This is a genomic window from Patulibacter ginsengiterrae, from assembly GCF_056269115.1.
Genome location: NZ_JBWDOG010000001.1, coordinates 524,792 through 540,785, shown reverse-complemented (window position 1 = coordinate 540,785; position 15,994 = coordinate 524,792). Strand labels below are relative to the sequence as shown.

Below are 15,994 nucleotides of genomic sequence, written 5' to 3'. Positions count from 1 at the left end.
GGCCGGACACGGGTGGGACGGGACGCTGTCGAACCCCAACACCGATGGGACCGGATGCGGTCGGTCACGACACCTGGCCGGACCGGGACCGGGCCAGAACAGCGGTGGGACCGGACGCGGTCGGCCAAGACACGTGGCGGGACCGGACGCGATCGGGACCGAACGCCGGTGGGACCGGATGCCGTCGGACGGGCACCTGGCCGACGGCATTGGGCCGACAAGACGCCACCGAGCAGACGCCGGTCAGGGAACGAACGACGGCCCGTCGAGACGGGCCGTGGAAAGCAGGCGCCTACGACGGGCGCCAAAGGGGCGAGCGCGAGGCTCGCCCGGGCGGCTCAGGCCGCGGTCGCCGCCTTGACCAGGCGAGCGGAGCGGGCCTTCTTGCGCGAGCCGGTGTTGCGGTGCAGGGCACCGGACTTCACCGACTTGTCGACGAGGCTCGTGTACTTGCTCTGAGCAGCCTTGATCTCGTCCGCGTTACCGGCCTTGATCGCAGCCTCGAGCGAGCGGAACTGGGTCTTGAGCGCCGACGTGTAGCGCCGGTTCTCGAGCCGCTCCCGCTCGGAACGGAGGATGCGCTTCTTCTGCGATGCGATGTTTGCCATAAGCCGACGAGGGATAGTAGCGGCGACACGGTCATCGGTGCGTAGCGGTCCGGGCGTCGCTCGTTGCGACGGTGGTTCGCTTGGCGGGGAGCAGACCACCGCGGGCCAACCGCCGTGCCCAGTTCCGGGCTACGCCTCCGCGGCACGTAGGATCCCGCCTCGGTGAACTCGTCGACCGTACGCAACCGCGCTGCCGCGTCGGCCGCCCTCGCTTCGGAGCACGGAGAGACGGGGAGCATTCCCGCGGTCGAGGAGCGCGAGAGCGCGGAGGGCCGGGCCCGCAACACGATCATCTTCTCGATCGCGACCGGCCTCTCGCGGATCGCGGGCCTGGTGCGCGAGATGGTCTCCGCGTCGATCTACGGCGGCGGGGCCGTGGCGAGTGCGTTCACGCTCGCGTTCACGATCCCGAACCTGCTCCGAAGCCTGTTCGCGGATATGGCGCTCTCGGCCGCATTCGTGCCCGTCTTCACGGAGCTGCTGGAGCAGAAGAAGCGCCGAGAGGCGCTGCTCCTGATGTCGACGCTCTTCTGGGTCCTGCTGATCGGGCTCGGGGCGTTGTGCGCGGTGGCGATGGTCACGGCGCCCCTGTACGTGCCGCTGCTGACCAGCGACGCGCTGCGGGCGGAGGTCTCGAACATCGATTCGGTGACGGTCGTGCTGTCGCAGATCATGCTGCCGACGGTGCTGTTGCTCGGCCTGAACGGCCTGTTCGTGGGCGCGCTCAATGCGTACGACCACTTCACCATTCCGGCGCTTTCGCCGCTGGTGTGGAACGTCGTGATCATCGCGGTCAATCTGTCGCTGCTCTCCAGCTTCGGGCCCGAGGGGAGCCCGGAGCGGATCTACGCGCAGGCGATCGGCGTGCTCGTCGGGACGATCGTGCAGCTGCTGATGGTGGTCCCGGTCCTGCGGCGCTACGGCATACGACTGGTTCCGCAGATCCACCTGCGCGACCCACGGGTCAAGCAGGTGCTCGTCCTGATGGTCCCGGTCGCCCTGAGCCTGGGCCTGATCAACTTCAGCGCCGCGGTCGACGCCAAGCTCGGCGGCGAGGTCTCGGAGGAGGGACCGCGGGCGATCGAGGTTGCGTTCCGGTTGTACATGCTCCCGCAGGGGGTCTTCAGCGTCGCGATCGTGACGGTCCTCTTCCCGGTCATGGCGCGTGCGGTCGCTCGGGCCGATCACGAGGCCCTCCGGGGGCTGGTCAGCAGCGGGATGGCGCAGATCCTGGTGCTGCTCGTGCCGGTCGGCCTGCTCTTCAGCAGCCCGCCGATCGCGCACGACATCATCACCGTGCTCTTCCAGCGCGACCAATGGACCACGAGCGACACGGACGCGGCGACCGTCGCGCTCGTGTGGCTCGGGGCGAGCCTCGCGCTCAACGGCGTCAGCCTGCTCCTGAGCCGGACGTTCTTCGCCCTCCAACGGCCTTGGGCGAACACGGGCCTGGCCCTCGGGAGCCTCGTCGCGAACGTCGTGGCGTCGCTGGCGCTCTACCGGCCGCTCGGGATCGCGGGCATCGTGCTCGGGACGTTCGTCGGCAACGTCGTCCTCGTCACGCTCCAGATTCGACTGCTCCGGCGCGAGACGGGAGGACCTCTCGGTCTGGCACCGGTCCTCCGCTCGCTGCTCCAGGTGTTGGTGGCGTCGGTCCTGGCGGTGTTCGCGGCGACGGGCGTCGTGGTGGTCGGAGGGGTCGGCAGCGAGGCGATCGGTGGCGGGACGCCGGGCTCGATCGTCACGATCTTCTACCTCGGTCTGGCGGTGGTCGCTGGCGCGGTCGTCTACGTCGGGATCGCCCACGAGATCGGCCTGACCGAGTTGGAGCGGGCGGGCGGCCGCTTCGTACGCCTCGGAATCCGGCTCCGGGCGCTGGGGTCGCGGTTGCCGGGGGCGTCCGGGCTGGCTCGCGCCGGTCGGCGATCGGCGGTGCGACGGGTGCGGCACGTGGTGGTCTCGGTGATGGAGATCCTGGCGCTGCCGCTCCGGCTCGTCTCGGTCGTCGCGGTCGTGCTCTCTCGGGTGCTCGTCGGTCTGGTTCCGGCCTCGGCGGTGGCGATCGCCGGCCCTGCGGCCTCCGCCGGGATCGGTACGGGTCGAGCGGGCGGTGCGGTGTCCCGCCGGGGTACCGGGCGCGCGCGACGGGGGGCGACGCCGGGCGGAGGCGAGCGACCCCGAGCGGATCGCGGGGCATCGCGGTACGACGAGGCCGGGACCGAGGCGCCCACCGCGGACGACCGCTTCACGGAGGCGCCCTACGGCGACGGGCCGCACGCCGACGCGCCGCACCGCGAGGAGCGCGGTGCCGGCGAGCAGGCTGGCGCGGGGGAGCCCGGGCTCTACGATGCGGCGGACGACTGGCCGACGGCCGCCCATCGCGGCGGCGGCGAGACGCTCGACGTGCCGTGGCCGGCGGGCGAGGTGCCGGCGGGCGAGCCCTCCGCGCAGGAGCTGCGCCACGAGGAGGCGCTGCGGATGATCGCCGAGCGCGAGGCCGCGCTCGAGCGGATCGCCGAGCGCGAGCGTCGCCGCCGCGAGGGCCCGCCGCCCCGCGGCGGCGGTCGCCGCGGCCGCCGCGGGCGCTGAGAGCCCGCTTCGGTGCCTACGCCTGGCGCTGGTACTTGCCGAACGCGCGGTTGGCGACGATCAGGCAGAGGATGACCAGGAGCGCGAGCGCTCCGACCCGCAGGCCGATCGCGCCCCAGTCGGCGCCGCCGGCCGCGGCGAGATTGGTGGGGACGTCGAGCGACGCGCTGCGGCTGGCCTCGATCGCCCAGTTCAGCGGGTTGAAGTTGGTCGCCGTCTGCATCCAGTCGGGCATCAGCTGCTTCTGCTGGAACGCCGTCGAGACGAAGACCAGCGGCAGCATCACGAAGTTGAGGATCGCGATCAGGGTCTCCTCGCTGCGGGTCACGAGCGCGAGCGCGTAGGAGAGCGCGCCGACCGCGGTCGAGAGCAGCAGGCAGATCAGCAGCAGTACCGCCACGCCCACGACGCCGCCCGGGAAGGTCGCGCCCAGCAGCAACGCGAGCATGACGATGATCAACGACTGGATCAGCACGCTCAGGGCACCCTGAGCGACCGCGCCGAGCAGCATCGCCGTGCGGGTCGCGGGGGTCACCAGGAAGCGGTCGATCACGCCCTCGTTCATGTCGTTGAGGATGCCCATCCCGGCCCAGCCGGAGGCCATGAAGCCGGTCATCACGATCACGCCCGGCGCGATGAACTGGACGAAGTCGTCACCGGCGAAGCCGGGGATCTCGGTCGTGCTCTTGAACAGCGCGCCGAACAGGACCAGCCACACGATCGGCTGGACGAGGGTGATCGCGATCCACCACGGCTGGCGAATCAGCGATCGCAGTTGGCGACCGGCGAAGAAGCCGGTCTGGGCGACGATCGTGCTCATCGGGCGTCCTTCGGGTCGTTCTGGGCTGCGGTGCCGGCATCGGCCTCGGCGAACGCGCGGCCGGTGTAGCGGAGGTAGACGTCGTCCAGCGAGGGCCGGGAGACGGTGATGGTGGCGACGGCCAGCGACGCGCCTTCGAGTGCCTGGAGGACCTGCGGGGTCGCGGTCGCGCCGTGGTCGACGCGGGCCCGGACGGTCCGTCCGTCGACGGAGATCTCGCCGATCCCGGCGACCGCGCCCTGGAGCAGGCCGACGACCGATTCCGGCGCCGGTTCGGCCAGCTCGACCGTGATCGCATCGCCGTGGAGCTCGCCCTTGAGCTCCTCCGGCGAGCCCTTGGCCACGATCTGGCCGCGGTCGACGATCGCCAGCTGGGCCGCCAGCTGATCGGCTTCCTCGAGGTAGTGGGTGGTCAGCAGGACGGTCATCCCGTCGTCGCTGAGGCCGCGGACGATCTTCCACAACTCGGCACGGATCTCCGGATCGAGGCCGGTCGTCGGCTCGTCGAGGAACAGCACCTGCGGCCGGTGCATCAGCGCGGTGGCGATGTCGACCCGCCGCTGCATCCCGCCGGAGAATCCGCGCACGACGCGGTTCTTGGCGTCGCCGAGCGCGAACCGGTCGAGCAGCTCGTCGGCGCGGGCCTTGGCGTCGGCGGCCGACATCTGGTGGATCCGGCCCTGGAGGACGAGGTTCTCCCGCGCGGTCAGGGCCTTGTCGGTGCCGGACTTCTGGGAGACGACGCCGATCCGGGCGCGGACCGCGGCCTGCTCGGTGCGGATGTTCGCGCCGGCGACGGTGGCCTGGCCGTTGGTCGGCGCGGCGAGCGTGGTCAGGATCTTGACCGTCGTCGACTTGCCGGCGCCGTTGGGGCCGAGCAGGCCGAAGACGGAGCCGGTTGGGACCTGGAGGTCGAGGCCGCGGAGGGCCCGGACCTCGCCGTAGGTCTTGACGAGCCCGCGGGCGTCGATCGCCAGCGTCGGATCGACGGCGGGGGAGCCGGTGGCGGGAGCCGTGGTCGAGGCGGTGCTCATGTGATCGGGGTCCTCTCGGTCGGGAACGGGACGGGGGAGGCTGGTTCGGGGGTCGGGCCGCGGTCGCGGCCGTGGCGGCGTGGGGCGTCGGTCATCGGGGTGGGACCTTGCCGTCGATCGAGGACGACTTCGGTCCGCGATCCCTCGGTGTGGTCGTGACCGGCTTCAGGTGGTCGGGCGCCCGGAGGATCGCCGCGGGGTCGCAGAGCGCGTCGATCTGGGCGTCGAGCTCGTCGTGCCAGGTGATCTCGGCGGCGAGGCGCAGCTCCCACTGGCGGAACGAGAGCTTGGCGGTGGCCGGGATGCTGGCCAGGCGGGTGTCGCGCTCGCGGTGGTGGACGAGGTCCTCGTGCTGGACCTTCAGTCGCATCCTGCGCTCGTTCAGCAGCTCGCGGAGCTCGTCGGGGTCGCTGCCGGGGGCGGTGAAGACCAGTGCGAGGTTGACCGCGGGATCGAGGCTGGCCTGGCTGAGGGCGATCTCGCGCAAGCGGCGCAGCTGGTACTGCCCGGCCTCGGTCAGGGCGTAGACGGTCCGGGGCGGCCGGTTGCCCTCCTGCTCGCTGCGGAGGGGGACGATCTCGCCCTCGGCAGCGAGCCGGCGGAGGGTGTTGTAGATCGCCCCGGTCGAGACCTCGGCCCACTGGCTGAGGTTGACGATCTCCGAGATCCGGCGGATCTGGTGGCCGTGCATCGGCTCCGTGTTCAGGAGCGCGAGCACGACGAGGGTCGCGTGGTTGACTTTCACACGACTAGTTTTGCAGAACTAGTTCCCGAAGTGTGGAGGGGCTGGGGCGTCGGGGATCGGCATGGCGGAGTCGACCGGCCGGCGCGGGATCCGGTGGTGGGCCGCGGGCCGGCCGGCGTCGGCCGCCCGGCGGGGCGGTCGCGCGATCTGCGGTCGCCCGGGCGGTCGAGGGAGATGCCCGATGTGCGGCAGCGGCCCGGGGCGCAGGATCGGGTCGATGCGAATCGATCCCGAAGCTCGTCCCGACCGTCGGCCGCCGCGACGCCGTCGGCCGACCTACTCCGGCGTGGTCGCCACGATCGCGCTGTTCGTCGCACTCGGCGGGACCTCCGTCGCTGCCGTCCAGCTCGGTCGCGGGCAGGTGCAGACCCGCCATCTGGCGAGCGGCTCCGTGACGTCGGGGAAGGTCAAGGACGGCTCCCTGCGCAGCCGTGACTTCCGGAAGGGCGAGCTGAAGGCGGGCGTCGCTGGGCCCGCCGGCGCCGTCGGTCCGGCCGGAGCGACGGGCGCGAGCGGTCGTGCCGGCGAGCGGGGCGAAGCGGGGGAGCGGGGGCCACAGGGGGAGGCGGGAGCTCGTGGTCCCGAGGGGCCGAGCACCGGGCCGGCGGGCGGGGTCCTGACCGGGACGTTCCCCGCTCCGGGCCTGGCGGACGGGGCGGTCGGGTGCTCGGCGCTCGCCGCCGGAGCGGTCGACACGTCGCGGGTCGCCAACGGCAGCCTGCGACTGGAGGACCTCTCCGTCTGGTGGGACGCACTCCAGGTCGGGCCGACCACGATCGCCCCCGGCCGCTGCGACACGGTCGGCTACGACCGGCCGGTGGGCGGGCAGATCCGTCTCGGTGACGTGGTCGTCGTCACCACCGGGAACGACCCGCCGCCGCCGGGAATCGCCGTCGACGGCGGCCTGGTCCGGCGCGGGGACAAGCTCGAGGCCGAGGTCCACATCTGCAACCACGCTGAGACCGCGATCACGATCCCGTTCCCGTTCGTGCCCACCGCCCACGGCCTGCGTATGCGCGACTCAGCGGGCTGAGGCGGAGGCGGCGACCGATCCGGGCTGGCGGTGCGCCCCGTGGGAGAAGTCGGCGTGCTCGACGCCGCGGACCGGGGCGTGCTGCTTGCTGAGGCGGCCGAGCGCCCGGTCGACGTCGGACAGCAGCAGCTCGGCGAGGTCGTCGCTGAACCCGTTGCGGATCACGATCCGCAGGACGTGCAGGTCGTCGCGGGCCTCCACGAACGGGTAGGCGGGGATCAGCCAGCCGCGTTCGCGGAGGGTCGCCGAGACGTCGTAGACCGAGAACGCGTCGACGTCGTCGGCGAGCGTGACCGCGAAGACCGGCAGCTCGTCGCCGCGGGTCAGGGCCCGGAACGCACCCGTCTGCTCGAGCGCGCCTGCGATGTGCGTCGCGGTGTCGCGGCAGCCCTGGTGCACGCGACGGTAGCCCTCGTGACCGAGTCGCAGGAAGGTGAAGTACTGGGCGACGACGTAGGAGCCGGGGCGGGAGAAGTTGAGGGCGAAGGTCGGCATCTCCCCGCCGAGGTAGCTGACCCGGAAGACCAGCTCGTCGGGCAGCGCCTCGGCGTCGCGCCACAGGGCCCAGCCCACGCCGGGGTAGACCAGCCCGAACTTGTGGCCGGAGGCGTTGATCGACGCGACCCGCGGCAGCCGGAAGTCCCAGACCAGCTCGGGGTCGAGGAACGGCGCGATGAACCCGCCCGAGGCCGCGTCGACGTGTAGGGGGATGTCGAGTCCGGTCTGCTCCTCGAGCGCGTCGAGGGCGGCAGCGATCTCCGCGATCGGCTCGTAGCTGCCGTCGAAGGTCGAGCCGAGGATCCCGACCACGCCGATCGTTCGTTCGTCGCACTGGGCGACGGCGGTCTCGGCGTCGAGGTGGAAGCGCTCGCCCTCCATCGGCACCAGGCGCGGCTCGACGTCCCAATAGCGGGCGAACTTGTCCCAGCAGACCTGGACGTTGGCGCCCATCACGATGTTCGGGCGGTCGATCGGCTCGCCGGCAGCGCGGCGGCGCGCCTCCCAGCGGCGCTTGAGGGCGAGGCCGGCGAGCATCGCCGCCTCGCTCGATCCGGTCGTCGAGCAGCCGACGGCGGTCGTCGACGGGCCGGACTCCGGGGCCGACCACAGTCGGCCGAGGATCGCCACGCAACGGGACTCGAGCTCCGCCGTCTGCGGGTACTCGTCCTTGTCGATCATGTTCTTGTTCAGGCAGCGCGCGATCAACGCCTCCGCCTCGGGCTCCATCCAGGTGGTGACGAAGGTCGCCAGGTTCAGACGGGCATTGCCGTCGAGCAGGAGCTCGTCTTCCACGATCCGCTCGGCGAGCCGGGGGTCCATGCTCGAGTCGGGCAGTGCGTATCGCGGGACGGATCCGACCCGGGACTCGTAGAGCGGATTGACGGAGAGCTCGGTCGTGACGTGCTTGCGGGACGGCTGGTGGAGGGCCATGCGCCGACCATACGCCGTCCACGTGGGGCAATCGCGGAGTCCGCGAAGTTGGCACGGTCTCGGTGCGTGATCGGCACCGTCTGCCCTTGTCTCGGTGCTGGGCCTCGCGGCATCGTGGGGCCATGACGTCGCCCGCTTCCCCGGATCGCTCGGATCCTGCCGGCAAGCTTGCTTGGCCAACCTGGCCAAGTAGTGGTAGCGTCGAAGCCATGCCTGATCCGTTCAGCATCGGCGAGGCCAAGACCCAGCTGTCGCGGCTGATCGCAGCCGCGGAGCGGGGGGAGGACGTCACGATCCGTCGTGGCGATCGGCCGGTCGTGCGGCTCGTGGCGATCGACTCCGTCGGCACCCCGCGCCGCTCGCCGATCGGAGCGCTGGCCGGCCGGATCGAGATCGCGGAGGGCGTCGACGAGCTCGGGCCGGAGTGGGATCCGTACCGGTGACGGCGCGGTTGCTGGACACCCACCCGCTGTTGTGGGCGCTGGCGGGTGACGCGCGGCTGCCCGCCGCGCTGGCCACGGCGATCGCCGACGATCCGTCGCGATTCGTCGTCAGCGATGTCGCGTTCTGGGAGATCGGGATCAAGCGCTCGGTCGGGAAGCTGCGGGTCCCCGAGGACCTGCCCCGGCTGGTCGCCGAGCTCGGCTTCGGTGCGACGCCGATCACGCGGAGTCAGACCTGGTCGGTGGCCGAGCTGCCCCTGCATCACCGGGATCCGTTCGACCGACTCCTGATCGCGCAGGCGCTCGACCTCGGGATGTCGGTGGTCACCGCCGACGCGGCCTTCGCGGCCTACGGGGTGACGGTCGACTGGCCGGGGGAGGGCGCTGCGGGGTCGGGCCTGGGCGACGATGTGTAACTCGGGGGTTGCATGTGCGGGGCTGATGTGTAACCCTGCGGTGACACAAGGCGGTTCGCCGCACGACGCAAACGAGGAGCTTCACCATGGTTACCGATCAGATCGAACGTGAGATCAGCATCGCCGCCCCGCTCGAGCGGGTGTGGGAGCTGATCACCGAGGCCGAGCACATCGGCAGCTGGTTCGGGGACGCCGGCGCGACCGTCGACCTGCGGCCCGGCGGCGCGATGGCCTTCCACTGGAAGGAGCACGGCACGGCCCTGGCCGAGGTCGTCGCGATCGAGCAGCCGCGGCGGTTCGCCTACCGCTGGGTGCCGGTCCCCGGGGTCCGGAACGTGGCGCCGACGGCGACCAACTCGACGCTCGTCGAGTTCACGCTCGAGGCCGAGGGCGACGGGACCCGGCTGCGGGTCGTGGAGAGCGGCTTCGCCTCGCTCGAGATCGCCGAGGACCAGCAGCTGCAGGCGGTCGAGGGCAACACCCGCGGCTGGCGGGCGGAGCTCCAGGAGCTGGTCGACTACGCCACCCGTGTAGCCGCATGAGCGCGGTCGCCCCCGCGACCGTCCCGCCGCCGACCAACGAGGTCTTCGCGGCCCTCGCCGACCCGACCCGTTGGTCGGTCCTGAGCCTGCTCGCGGAGCGGGGCGAGGGGACGGCGACGACGCTGGCCGGCGAGCTGCCGGTCAGCCGGGTCGCGGTGGTCAAGCACCTCGGTGTGCTCGACCGGGCGGGGCTGGTCGAGGGGCGACGGCGGGGGCGCGAGGTCCGCTACAGCGTGCGTCCGCAGCAGCTCGACGCGACCGCGCGCTGGATGGCGGAGCTCGCGTCGCAGTGGGACACGCGGCTGGCGGCCCTCAAGCGACTGGCCGAGCAGTAGCCGGCGCGCTCGCTGCGAAGCGAGCGCGCACGTCGATCGGCCGAGCGGCGGGCGGGGCTGGCAGCACGTCCGTCGCGGTCGCCCGTGCCGCTCGCGGCCACCGACGACGTGGCTTCCGCACGCCCCGTCGCGGTGACCGCCGGGCAGGCGGGGTGGGGGCGCACGTACTCTGTGTGGTTCCAGATGGCTGACCAGTCCAAGATCCGCAACTTCTCGATCATCGCCCACATCGACCACGGGAAGTCGACGCTGGCCGATCGCATCCTCGAGCTGACCGACACGGTCGCCGACCGCGACATGCAGGAACAGCTGCTCGACTCGATGGAGCTGGAGCGCGAGCGCGGGATCACGATCAAGTCGCAGGCGGTCCGGGTGTACTTCGACGCCGAGGACGGCGAGACGTACATGTTCCACCTGATCGACACCCCCGGGCACGTCGACTTCACGTACGAGGTCTCGCGTTCGCTCCAGGCCTGCGAGGGCGCGCTGCTCGTCGTCGACGCCTCGCAGGGCGTCGAGGCCCAGACGCTCGCCAACACCTACCTGGCCGTCGACGCGGGGCTGGAGATCATCCCCTGCCTCAACAAGATCGACCTGCCGGGCGCCGAGCCCGAGCGGGTCGGGGGCGAGGTCGCCGACCTGCTCGGTGAGGACGCCGACTCGATCCTGCGGATCTCGGGCAAGACCGGCGAGGGCGTCGACGCGGTCCTCAACCAGCTCGTCAAGACCGTGCCGGCCCCGGGCGGCGACCGCGATGCGCCCGCCCGCGCCCTGATCTTCGACTCCGAGTTCGACCAGTACCGCGGCGTCGTCGCCTACATCCGGGTCGTCGACGGCGTCTTCAAGAAGGGCGACAAGATCGCCGCGATGGCCGCGGGCACCGAGGCCGACGTCGACGAGCTCGGCATCTTCAGCCCGCAGATGGTCCCGATCTCGGAGCTGGGCCCCGGCGAGGTCGGCTACGTGATCACCGGGATCAAGGACGTGATGCTGCTGCGCGTCGGCGACACCCTGACCCACCGCCCCGGCGTCCGCGGCGGTGGCGAGAAGCTGGTTCGCGCCGAGGAGCCGCTGCCCGGCTACCGCGAGATCAAGCCGATGGTCTTCTGCGGCCTGTTCCCGACCGACACCGCGCAGTACCCCGACATGCGCGACGCGCTCGAGAAGCTGTCGCTGAACGACGCCGCGCTGGCCTGGGAGCCGGAGACCTCGGACGCGCTCGGCTTCGGCTTCCGGATCGGCTTCCTCGGCCTGCTGCACATGGACATCGTCCGTGAGCGGCTGGAGCGGGAGTACGACCTCGACCTGATCGCGACGATGCCGTCGGTGGGCTTCGAGCTCCAGCTCCAGGACGGCACGATCGAGGAGATCCACAGCCCCTCGGCCTATCCGGATCCGACCTTCATCAAGGAGATCCGCGAGCCGTTCGTGAAGCTGAACGTGCTCACGCCGACCGAGTACGTCGGCACGACCATGGACCTGTGCCAGGACAAGCGCGGCGAGCACCAGGGGATGCAGTACATCTCCGCCGACCGCGTGCAGCTGAGCTACGACGTGCCGTTGGTCGAGATCGTGCTCGACTTCTTCGACCAGCTGAAGTCGCGGACCCGCGGCTACGCGTCCTTCGACTACGACCCGATCGGGCTCCGGGCGAGCGATCTGGTCAAGCTCGACATCCTGCTCTCCGGCGAGCCGGTCGACGCGCTCTCGTTGCTCGTCCACCGCACCAAGGCGCAGGAGATGGGCAAGAAGTTCACGGAGAAGCTCAAGGAGAAGATCCCGCGTCAGCAGTTCGACGTGCCGATCCAGGCGGCGATCGGCGGCCGGGTGCTGGCCCGAGAGACCGTCAAGGCCTACCGCAAGGACGTCACCGAGAAGCTCTACGGCGGCGACATCTCGCGGAAGAAGAAGCTGCTCACGAAGCAGAAGGCCGGCAAGAAGCGGATGAAGCAGGTCGGCCGGGTCGAGGTCCCGCAAGAGGCGTTCCTCGCCGTGCTGGAGCTGGGCGACTCGAAGTAGGTCGCGGCGCCCGGCCGATCGGCCGGCTGCGCGAAGATGGCGGCATGGACCTGGAGCTGACCGGAGAAGCCGTCGTCGTGACCGGGGCGTCGAGCGGGATCGGTCGCGCGACGGCCGAGCGGCTGGCGGCCGAGGGCGCGCTCCTGCTGCTGGTGGCCCGGGACGGCGGGCGGCTGGAGCAGGCCGTCGCCGCGCTGCCCGGCGGCCCGCACGCGACGCTGGCGGTCGACGTGACCGCGGACGGCGCGGGGGAGCGGATCGCCGCCGCCTGTCTCGCGGCCCACGGGCGGCTCGACGCGATCGTGGCCGCGGCCGGCACCTCGCAACGGATGGCGCCGGAGGACCTGACCGCCGAGGAGTGGGACCGGCAGTGGCGGCTGAACGTGCTCGGCCCCAACGCCCTGCTGCTGGCCGCCGCCGATGCGCTGGCCGCCGCGCCGGGCGGCGGGCGGGCGGTGCTGGTCTCGTCGTCGTCCGGCAAGCGGCCGTCCTCCAGCAACATGGCCTACGCCGTGACCAAGGCCGCGCAGCTCTCGCTCTCGCGGGCCTGGGCCGAGCACCTCGCCGGCCGCGGGGTGCGGGTCAACGCGATCGCTCCCGGCCCGATCGACAGCGAGCTGTGGATGCAGCCCGGCGGGCTCGCCGAGCAGGCCGCCGAGGCCGCCGGAGTGACCAAGGACCAGGCGCTGGCGGCGGCGAAGGGGCGGGTCCCGCTCGGCCGCTTCGGGACCCCGGAGGAGATCGCCGACGTGATCGTCCTGCTCGCCTCGCGCCGTGGCGGCTACGTGACCGGTGCCGCCTGGTCGGTCGACGGCGGCTCGGTGCCGAGCATCGTGTAGCCGGCCGCTCGCTCGCGGGCTCCGGCCGGGGTGGCGTCAGTCGACGGTCGGGGTCGGGACCGCCGCCGGGACGCTCAGGCAGGCCTCGATCGTCTGGGCCAGCAGCTCGCAAGCCCGTTCGCGCTCGAGCAGCCCGGCGAGCCAGCGGGCGGCGAGGCCCTCGACCGTGGCGGTCAGCCGCTGGGCACAGGCGTCCGCGTCGATCCGCCGGTCGATCGAGCCGTCCTCGCGCCCGATCTCGATCGTGCGGGCCACGAGCGCGGCCCACGCCTCGCTGGCCGCCCGCAGCGCCTCGCGGATCTCCGGATCGAAGACGGCGGAGGCAACGACCTCGCCCCAGACGACAGCGGTCTCACGTGTTCGCTCGTCGTCGTCCAGCTCCGAGAGCAGGGTCGCGTCGACCAGCTCGCGACCGTTGCGCCCGTGGGCGGTCGGGACCCGCATCGCCTCGATCGCCCGGTCGTTGGCGTGCTGGAGCGTCGCCCGGACGAGGCCCGCGCGGCTGCCGAAGTGGTAGTAGAGCAGCGAGACGGCGACCCCAGCCTCGGCGGCGACGGCCTCGACCCGCAGCGCCCGCACGCCGTGCTGCGCGACCACGTGGATCGCCGCGTTGAGGATCGCGGTCCGGCGGTCGGTCATCTAGCGCCAGGGTAGAGCACCGTCGGCGCGCGAAGGCCGTCCGCGCCGGGGCTCGGGGGAGGGCCGGCTCAGCCCGGCGACGGAACGGTCAGCAGCCGGACGATCTTCGTCTTCGACTTCTTCGGCAGCTTCACCCGCACGCGCAGCTGCGGCCCCGGGGTCGGGTTCCCGCGCTGGCCGCTGCGGACCTTGACGACCTTGCCGACGGCCCGCGGGGGCAGGCCGGAGAGCAGGGCGACGTAGGTCGCGCCGGTCGGCGACTTGAGCGTCAGCTTGCGCTTCAGCGCGCCCGCCGACAGCTCCTGGCCGACGACCAGGTTGCCGCTCGTCCCGATCCCGTAGGTCGGCAGCCGCAGCTCCGCGGTGATCGCGCTCTTGCGCTCGTTGGTGACCGTGTAGGTCGTGCGCACGGAGGAGCCGGTGAGGGTGTGGGAGACCTTCAGCAGCACGCTGTCGGCGCTGTCGGCCCCGGTCACGGTCAGGCGCTTGCCGAGCGGCTTGGACGCGTTCTTGGCCGCCTTCGGGAGCTTGAGCCCGGACTGGGCCTTGCGGCGGACGCCGGGCTGGGTCTCGATCAGGGTCGAGGGGCCGGCGGACAGTCGCAGGCCGAGGCTGCCGTCGCGGTTGCCTCCGACGCCGGTCAGGGCTCGGCCGCGGGCGTCGAACAGGCGCGACGGCTCGAGCCCGCCGACTTGCAGCGGCGCCCACGGGGCGAGGAAGGCCGTGGCGTAGCGGGAGGTCGAGACCGCCAGCCGGCCGAGGTCCTCGTCGTGCGCGTAGGCGTTGGGCAGGCGGGTCGCGGGGCCGTTGACGGCGGCGAGGCCGCGCTCGGCCAGCTCGGCGGTGGTCGAGGCCAGCCGGGCGGTTCCGGTCAGGCCGTCGAAGTTGTCGGAGACCAGCGCGCTGCCGCTGAACCCGTAGGCGCTGGCGGGCAGGATCACCGAGTTGCTGTCGGCCGCGGCCTGCTGGTAGTGCTGGATCGCGGCCTGGGTCAGCCAGCGGGCGGTCGCCTGCTGGTTCGGGAGCAGGCCGCCCCCGATCGCCCCGGTGGTCCCGGCGGCGAACCCGCGCAGGGCCAGCATCCAGTACTGGGTCAGGTACAGCCGCTGGACGCTCTTGCCGGAGTCCCAGTTGAGGTAGCCGGCGGTCGTCCAGTTGCCGTACGCGATCCGCCGGGTCCAGTCGCGCAGCAGCTGCTGGTCCTTCGGCGGCAGCGGCTGCATCCCGGCGGCGAGCGCCTGGTCGTAGTAGGCGAGCGCACCGAGGGTGATGTTCGCGTACTCGGCGGTGTCGGAGAGGTTGGTCTGGTTGGTCGGAACGCGGTTGGGCAGGTAGTGGAAGCCGAGGCCGCTCGCGAGGTTCGAGGTGCCGTTCGGGTACGCCGGCCGGCGGGCGCTCTGGATGAACCAGAGCAGCTGCTGGCGGTAGTCCTGCTGGAGCAGGACCGGATCGCCGGTCACGGTCGCGTCGGCCGCGTAGACGTCGGCGTTCCAGTTGATCTGGTTCAGCAGCCGGCTCGGGGAGCGCCAGAACGGCGAGCGGGCGACGGAGACGACCCGGTCGTAGATCAGGTTGCGGGCATCCTGCGAGAGGCCGGCGACGTCGCGAGCGCGCCAGGCCGCGGCCAACGCGCGCATCACGATCGCATCGAGCGCCTGGTGCTGGGTGACGACGGCCCCGCCCGGCTCGGTGAAGCCCGGGCCATGGACGGTCTGGCTGTGGCCGCGATCGGGGGCGGGGGTGACCTTGCCGTCGAGGGTCGCGAGGTACATCGGGCCGGTCAGGAGTCGGACGAGCGGCTCGATCCGGTCCGGGCGACCGGTCACGCCCTGGTGGCCGGTGAGGGCCGCGTAGGAGTGCGCCAGCAGCATCTCGGCGTTGAGTCGCGCACGGGGGGCGTTGCGGATCAGGTACGCGCCGCGCTCGGCGCTCCAGAGCGCGTCGATCGGGGTCGCGGCGGCGTCGGAGACGGCCCACAGGTCGCCGGGGGCGGCGGCCTGGAGCCGCTGCTCGCCGGTGATCAGCGCGTTGGGGTCGGCGCCGGCGGTGCCACCCGGAGCGGCTGGATCGCGGTCGGTCGCGCGCGGGCTGGCGAGCCCGGACGACAGCTCGTGCGGGTCCAGCTCGCCGCCGGCGGGATCGCTGGCGGACGCCGCCGATGCGCCGACGAGCGGCACGGCGAGGGCGAGCACGAGAAGCGACCGGCGGAGCGGGGGGAACACAGGCACGACCGGGGATGGTGCCGGATCGGCCGGCGGCGGCGCGCCGCTCGGTACGCGGCCTGCGGGTCGGGGGCGTGTCGCCTGGTGCTTGGCCGGTGGGTCGGGGCGTGCCGATCGGTGGGTGGGCCGCGGGTCCGGCGGTGTCGATCGGTGGGCGGGCTGCGGGTCCGGGGTGTGTCGATCGGTGGGCGGGCTGCGGGTCCGGGGTGTGTCGATCGGTGGCGGGCCGCGGGTCCGGGGTGTGTCGATCGGGCTTCCGGTGTTCCGCGTCGGGGAGGT

The 15,994-nt window shown here is 72.3% G+C and carries 15 protein-coding genes; 8 read left to right on the top strand and 7 right to left on the bottom strand.

Features of this window, described 5'->3' with window-relative positions; all coding sequences use genetic code 11:
* Positions 1-338: 338 nt before the first annotated feature.
* On the bottom strand, positions 339-608 hold the full coding sequence (gene rpsT / locus ACVUH9_RS02420; RefSeq protein ID WP_475753581.1) for a 30S ribosomal protein S20: 270 nt from the start codon (positions 606-608) through the stop codon (positions 339-341).
* A gap of 162 nt (positions 609-770) precedes the next feature.
* Between rpsT and murJ the strand changes: the two genes are divergently transcribed.
* Positions 771-3,197 carry a murein biosynthesis integral membrane protein MurJ gene (gene murJ, locus ACVUH9_RS02415; protein ID WP_475753579.1) on the top strand — a complete coding sequence of 809 codons (2,427 nt, stop codon included), beginning with the start codon at positions 771-773 and terminating at the stop codon, positions 3,195-3,197.
* 16 nt (positions 3,198-3,213) lie between these two features.
* On the opposite strand, the gene ACVUH9_RS02410 is transcribed toward murJ, so the two are convergent.
* The 3 genes from ACVUH9_RS02410 to ACVUH9_RS02400 form a co-directional block, all read right to left on the bottom strand.
* Entirely contained in the window at positions 3,214-4,017 is an 804-nt protein-coding gene (locus tag ACVUH9_RS02410; RefSeq protein ID WP_475753577.1) for an ABC transporter permease, read from the bottom strand.
* Positions 4,014-5,051 carry an ATP-binding cassette domain-containing protein gene (locus ACVUH9_RS02405; protein WP_475753575.1) on the bottom strand — a complete coding sequence of 346 codons (1,038 nt, stop codon included), beginning with the start codon at positions 5,049-5,051 and terminating at the stop codon, positions 4,014-4,016. The genes ACVUH9_RS02410 and ACVUH9_RS02405 overlap by 4 nt, the downstream gene beginning before the upstream one ends.
* A gap of 91 nt (positions 5,052-5,142) precedes the next feature.
* A complete protein-coding gene (locus ACVUH9_RS02400) occupies positions 5,143-5,796 on the bottom strand; it encodes a PadR family transcriptional regulator (protein WP_475753573.1) in 654 nt (217 codons plus the stop codon).
* Between the two features lie 217 nt (positions 5,797-6,013).
* Between ACVUH9_RS02400 and ACVUH9_RS02395 the strand changes: the two genes are divergently transcribed.
* Entirely contained in the window at positions 6,014-6,829 is an 816-nt protein-coding gene (locus ACVUH9_RS02395) for a hypothetical protein (protein WP_475753571.1), read from the top strand.
* Here the strand turns inward: ACVUH9_RS02395 and gad are convergent.
* A complete protein-coding gene (gad, locus tag ACVUH9_RS02390; protein ID WP_475753569.1) occupies positions 6,818-8,260 on the bottom strand; it encodes a glutamate decarboxylase in 1,443 nt (480 codons plus the stop codon). The two genes, ACVUH9_RS02395 and gad, sit on opposite strands and share 12 nt — an antisense overlap.
* 209 nt (positions 8,261-8,469) lie before the next feature.
* On the opposite strand from gad, the gene ACVUH9_RS02385 reads away from it, so the two are divergent.
* The 6 genes from ACVUH9_RS02385 (at position 8,470) to ACVUH9_RS02360 (ending at position 12,854) form a co-directional block, all read left to right on the top strand.
* A complete protein-coding gene (locus ACVUH9_RS02385; RefSeq protein WP_475753567.1) occupies positions 8,470-8,703 on the top strand; it encodes a type II toxin-antitoxin system Phd/YefM family antitoxin in 234 nt (77 codons plus the stop codon).
* On the top strand, positions 8,700-9,119 hold the full coding sequence (locus ACVUH9_RS02380) for a type II toxin-antitoxin system VapC family toxin (RefSeq protein WP_475753565.1): 420 nt from the start codon (positions 8,700-8,702) through the stop codon (positions 9,117-9,119). The genes ACVUH9_RS02385 and ACVUH9_RS02380 overlap by 4 nt, the downstream gene beginning before the upstream one ends.
* 86 nt (positions 9,120-9,205) lie before the next feature.
* Positions 9,206-9,661, top strand: coding sequence for an SRPBCC family protein (locus ACVUH9_RS02375; RefSeq protein WP_475753563.1), 456 nt, complete (start codon positions 9,206-9,208; stop codon positions 9,659-9,661).
* Complete coding sequence (locus tag ACVUH9_RS02370; RefSeq protein WP_475753561.1) at positions 9,658-9,996, top strand: ArsR/SmtB family transcription factor; 339 nt, start codon at positions 9,658-9,660, stop codon at positions 9,994-9,996. Before ACVUH9_RS02375 ends, ACVUH9_RS02370 begins: the two co-directional genes overlap by 4 nt.
* Before the next feature lie 183 nt (positions 9,997-10,179).
* Positions 10,180-12,015, top strand: coding sequence for a translation elongation factor 4 (gene lepA, locus ACVUH9_RS02365; protein ID WP_475753559.1), 1,836 nt, complete (start codon positions 10,180-10,182; stop codon positions 12,013-12,015).
* A 44-nt stretch (positions 12,016-12,059) separates the two neighbouring features.
* A complete protein-coding gene (locus tag ACVUH9_RS02360) occupies positions 12,060-12,854 on the top strand; it encodes an SDR family NAD(P)-dependent oxidoreductase (protein WP_475753557.1) in 795 nt (264 codons plus the stop codon).
* A gap of 36 nt (positions 12,855-12,890) precedes the next feature.
* Here ACVUH9_RS02360 and ACVUH9_RS02355 read toward each other — a convergent pair whose 3' ends face one another.
* Positions 12,891-13,493, bottom strand: coding sequence for a TetR/AcrR family transcriptional regulator (locus tag ACVUH9_RS02355; protein ID WP_475753555.1), 603 nt, complete (start codon positions 13,491-13,493; stop codon positions 12,891-12,893).
* Positions 13,494-13,561: 68 nt separating this feature from the next.
* Positions 13,562-15,721 carry a hypothetical protein gene (locus tag ACVUH9_RS02350; protein WP_475753553.1) on the bottom strand — a complete coding sequence of 720 codons (2,160 nt, stop codon included), beginning with the start codon at positions 15,719-15,721 and terminating at the stop codon, positions 13,562-13,564.
* Positions 15,722-15,994: the final 273 nt, after the last annotated feature.

Coding starts and splice junctions, on each gene's coding strand:
- ACVUH9_RS02385 (WP_475753567.1), top strand. CDS start 8,470: ATGCCTGATCCGTTCAGCATCGGCGAGGCCAAGACCCAGCTGTCGCGG.
- ACVUH9_RS02375 (WP_475753563.1), top strand. CDS start 9,206: ATGGTTACCGATCAGATCGAACGTGAGATCAGCATCGCCGCCCCGCTC.
- ACVUH9_RS02360 (WP_475753557.1), top strand. CDS start 12,060: ATGGACCTGGAGCTGACCGGAGAAGCCGTCGTCGTGACCGGGGCGTCG.
- ACVUH9_RS02410 (WP_475753577.1), bottom strand. CDS start 4,017: ATGAGCACGATCGTCGCCCAGACCGGCTTCTTCGCCGGTCGCCAACTG.
- rpsT (WP_475753581.1), bottom strand. CDS start 608: ATGGCAAACATCGCATCGCAGAAGAAGCGCATCCTCCGTTCCGAGCGG.
- ACVUH9_RS02395 (WP_475753571.1), top strand. CDS start 6,014: ATGCGAATCGATCCCGAAGCTCGTCCCGACCGTCGGCCGCCGCGACGC.
- ACVUH9_RS02355 (WP_475753555.1), bottom strand. CDS start 13,493: ATGACCGACCGCCGGACCGCGATCCTCAACGCGGCGATCCACGTGGTC.
- lepA (WP_475753559.1), top strand. CDS start 10,180: ATGGCTGACCAGTCCAAGATCCGCAACTTCTCGATCATCGCCCACATC.
- ACVUH9_RS02405 (WP_475753575.1), bottom strand. CDS start 5,051: ATGAGCACCGCCTCGACCACGGCTCCCGCCACCGGCTCCCCCGCCGTC.
- ACVUH9_RS02370 (WP_475753561.1), top strand. CDS start 9,658: ATGAGCGCGGTCGCCCCCGCGACCGTCCCGCCGCCGACCAACGAGGTC.
- gad (WP_475753569.1), bottom strand. CDS start 8,260: ATGGCCCTCCACCAGCCGTCCCGCAAGCACGTCACGACCGAGCTCTCC.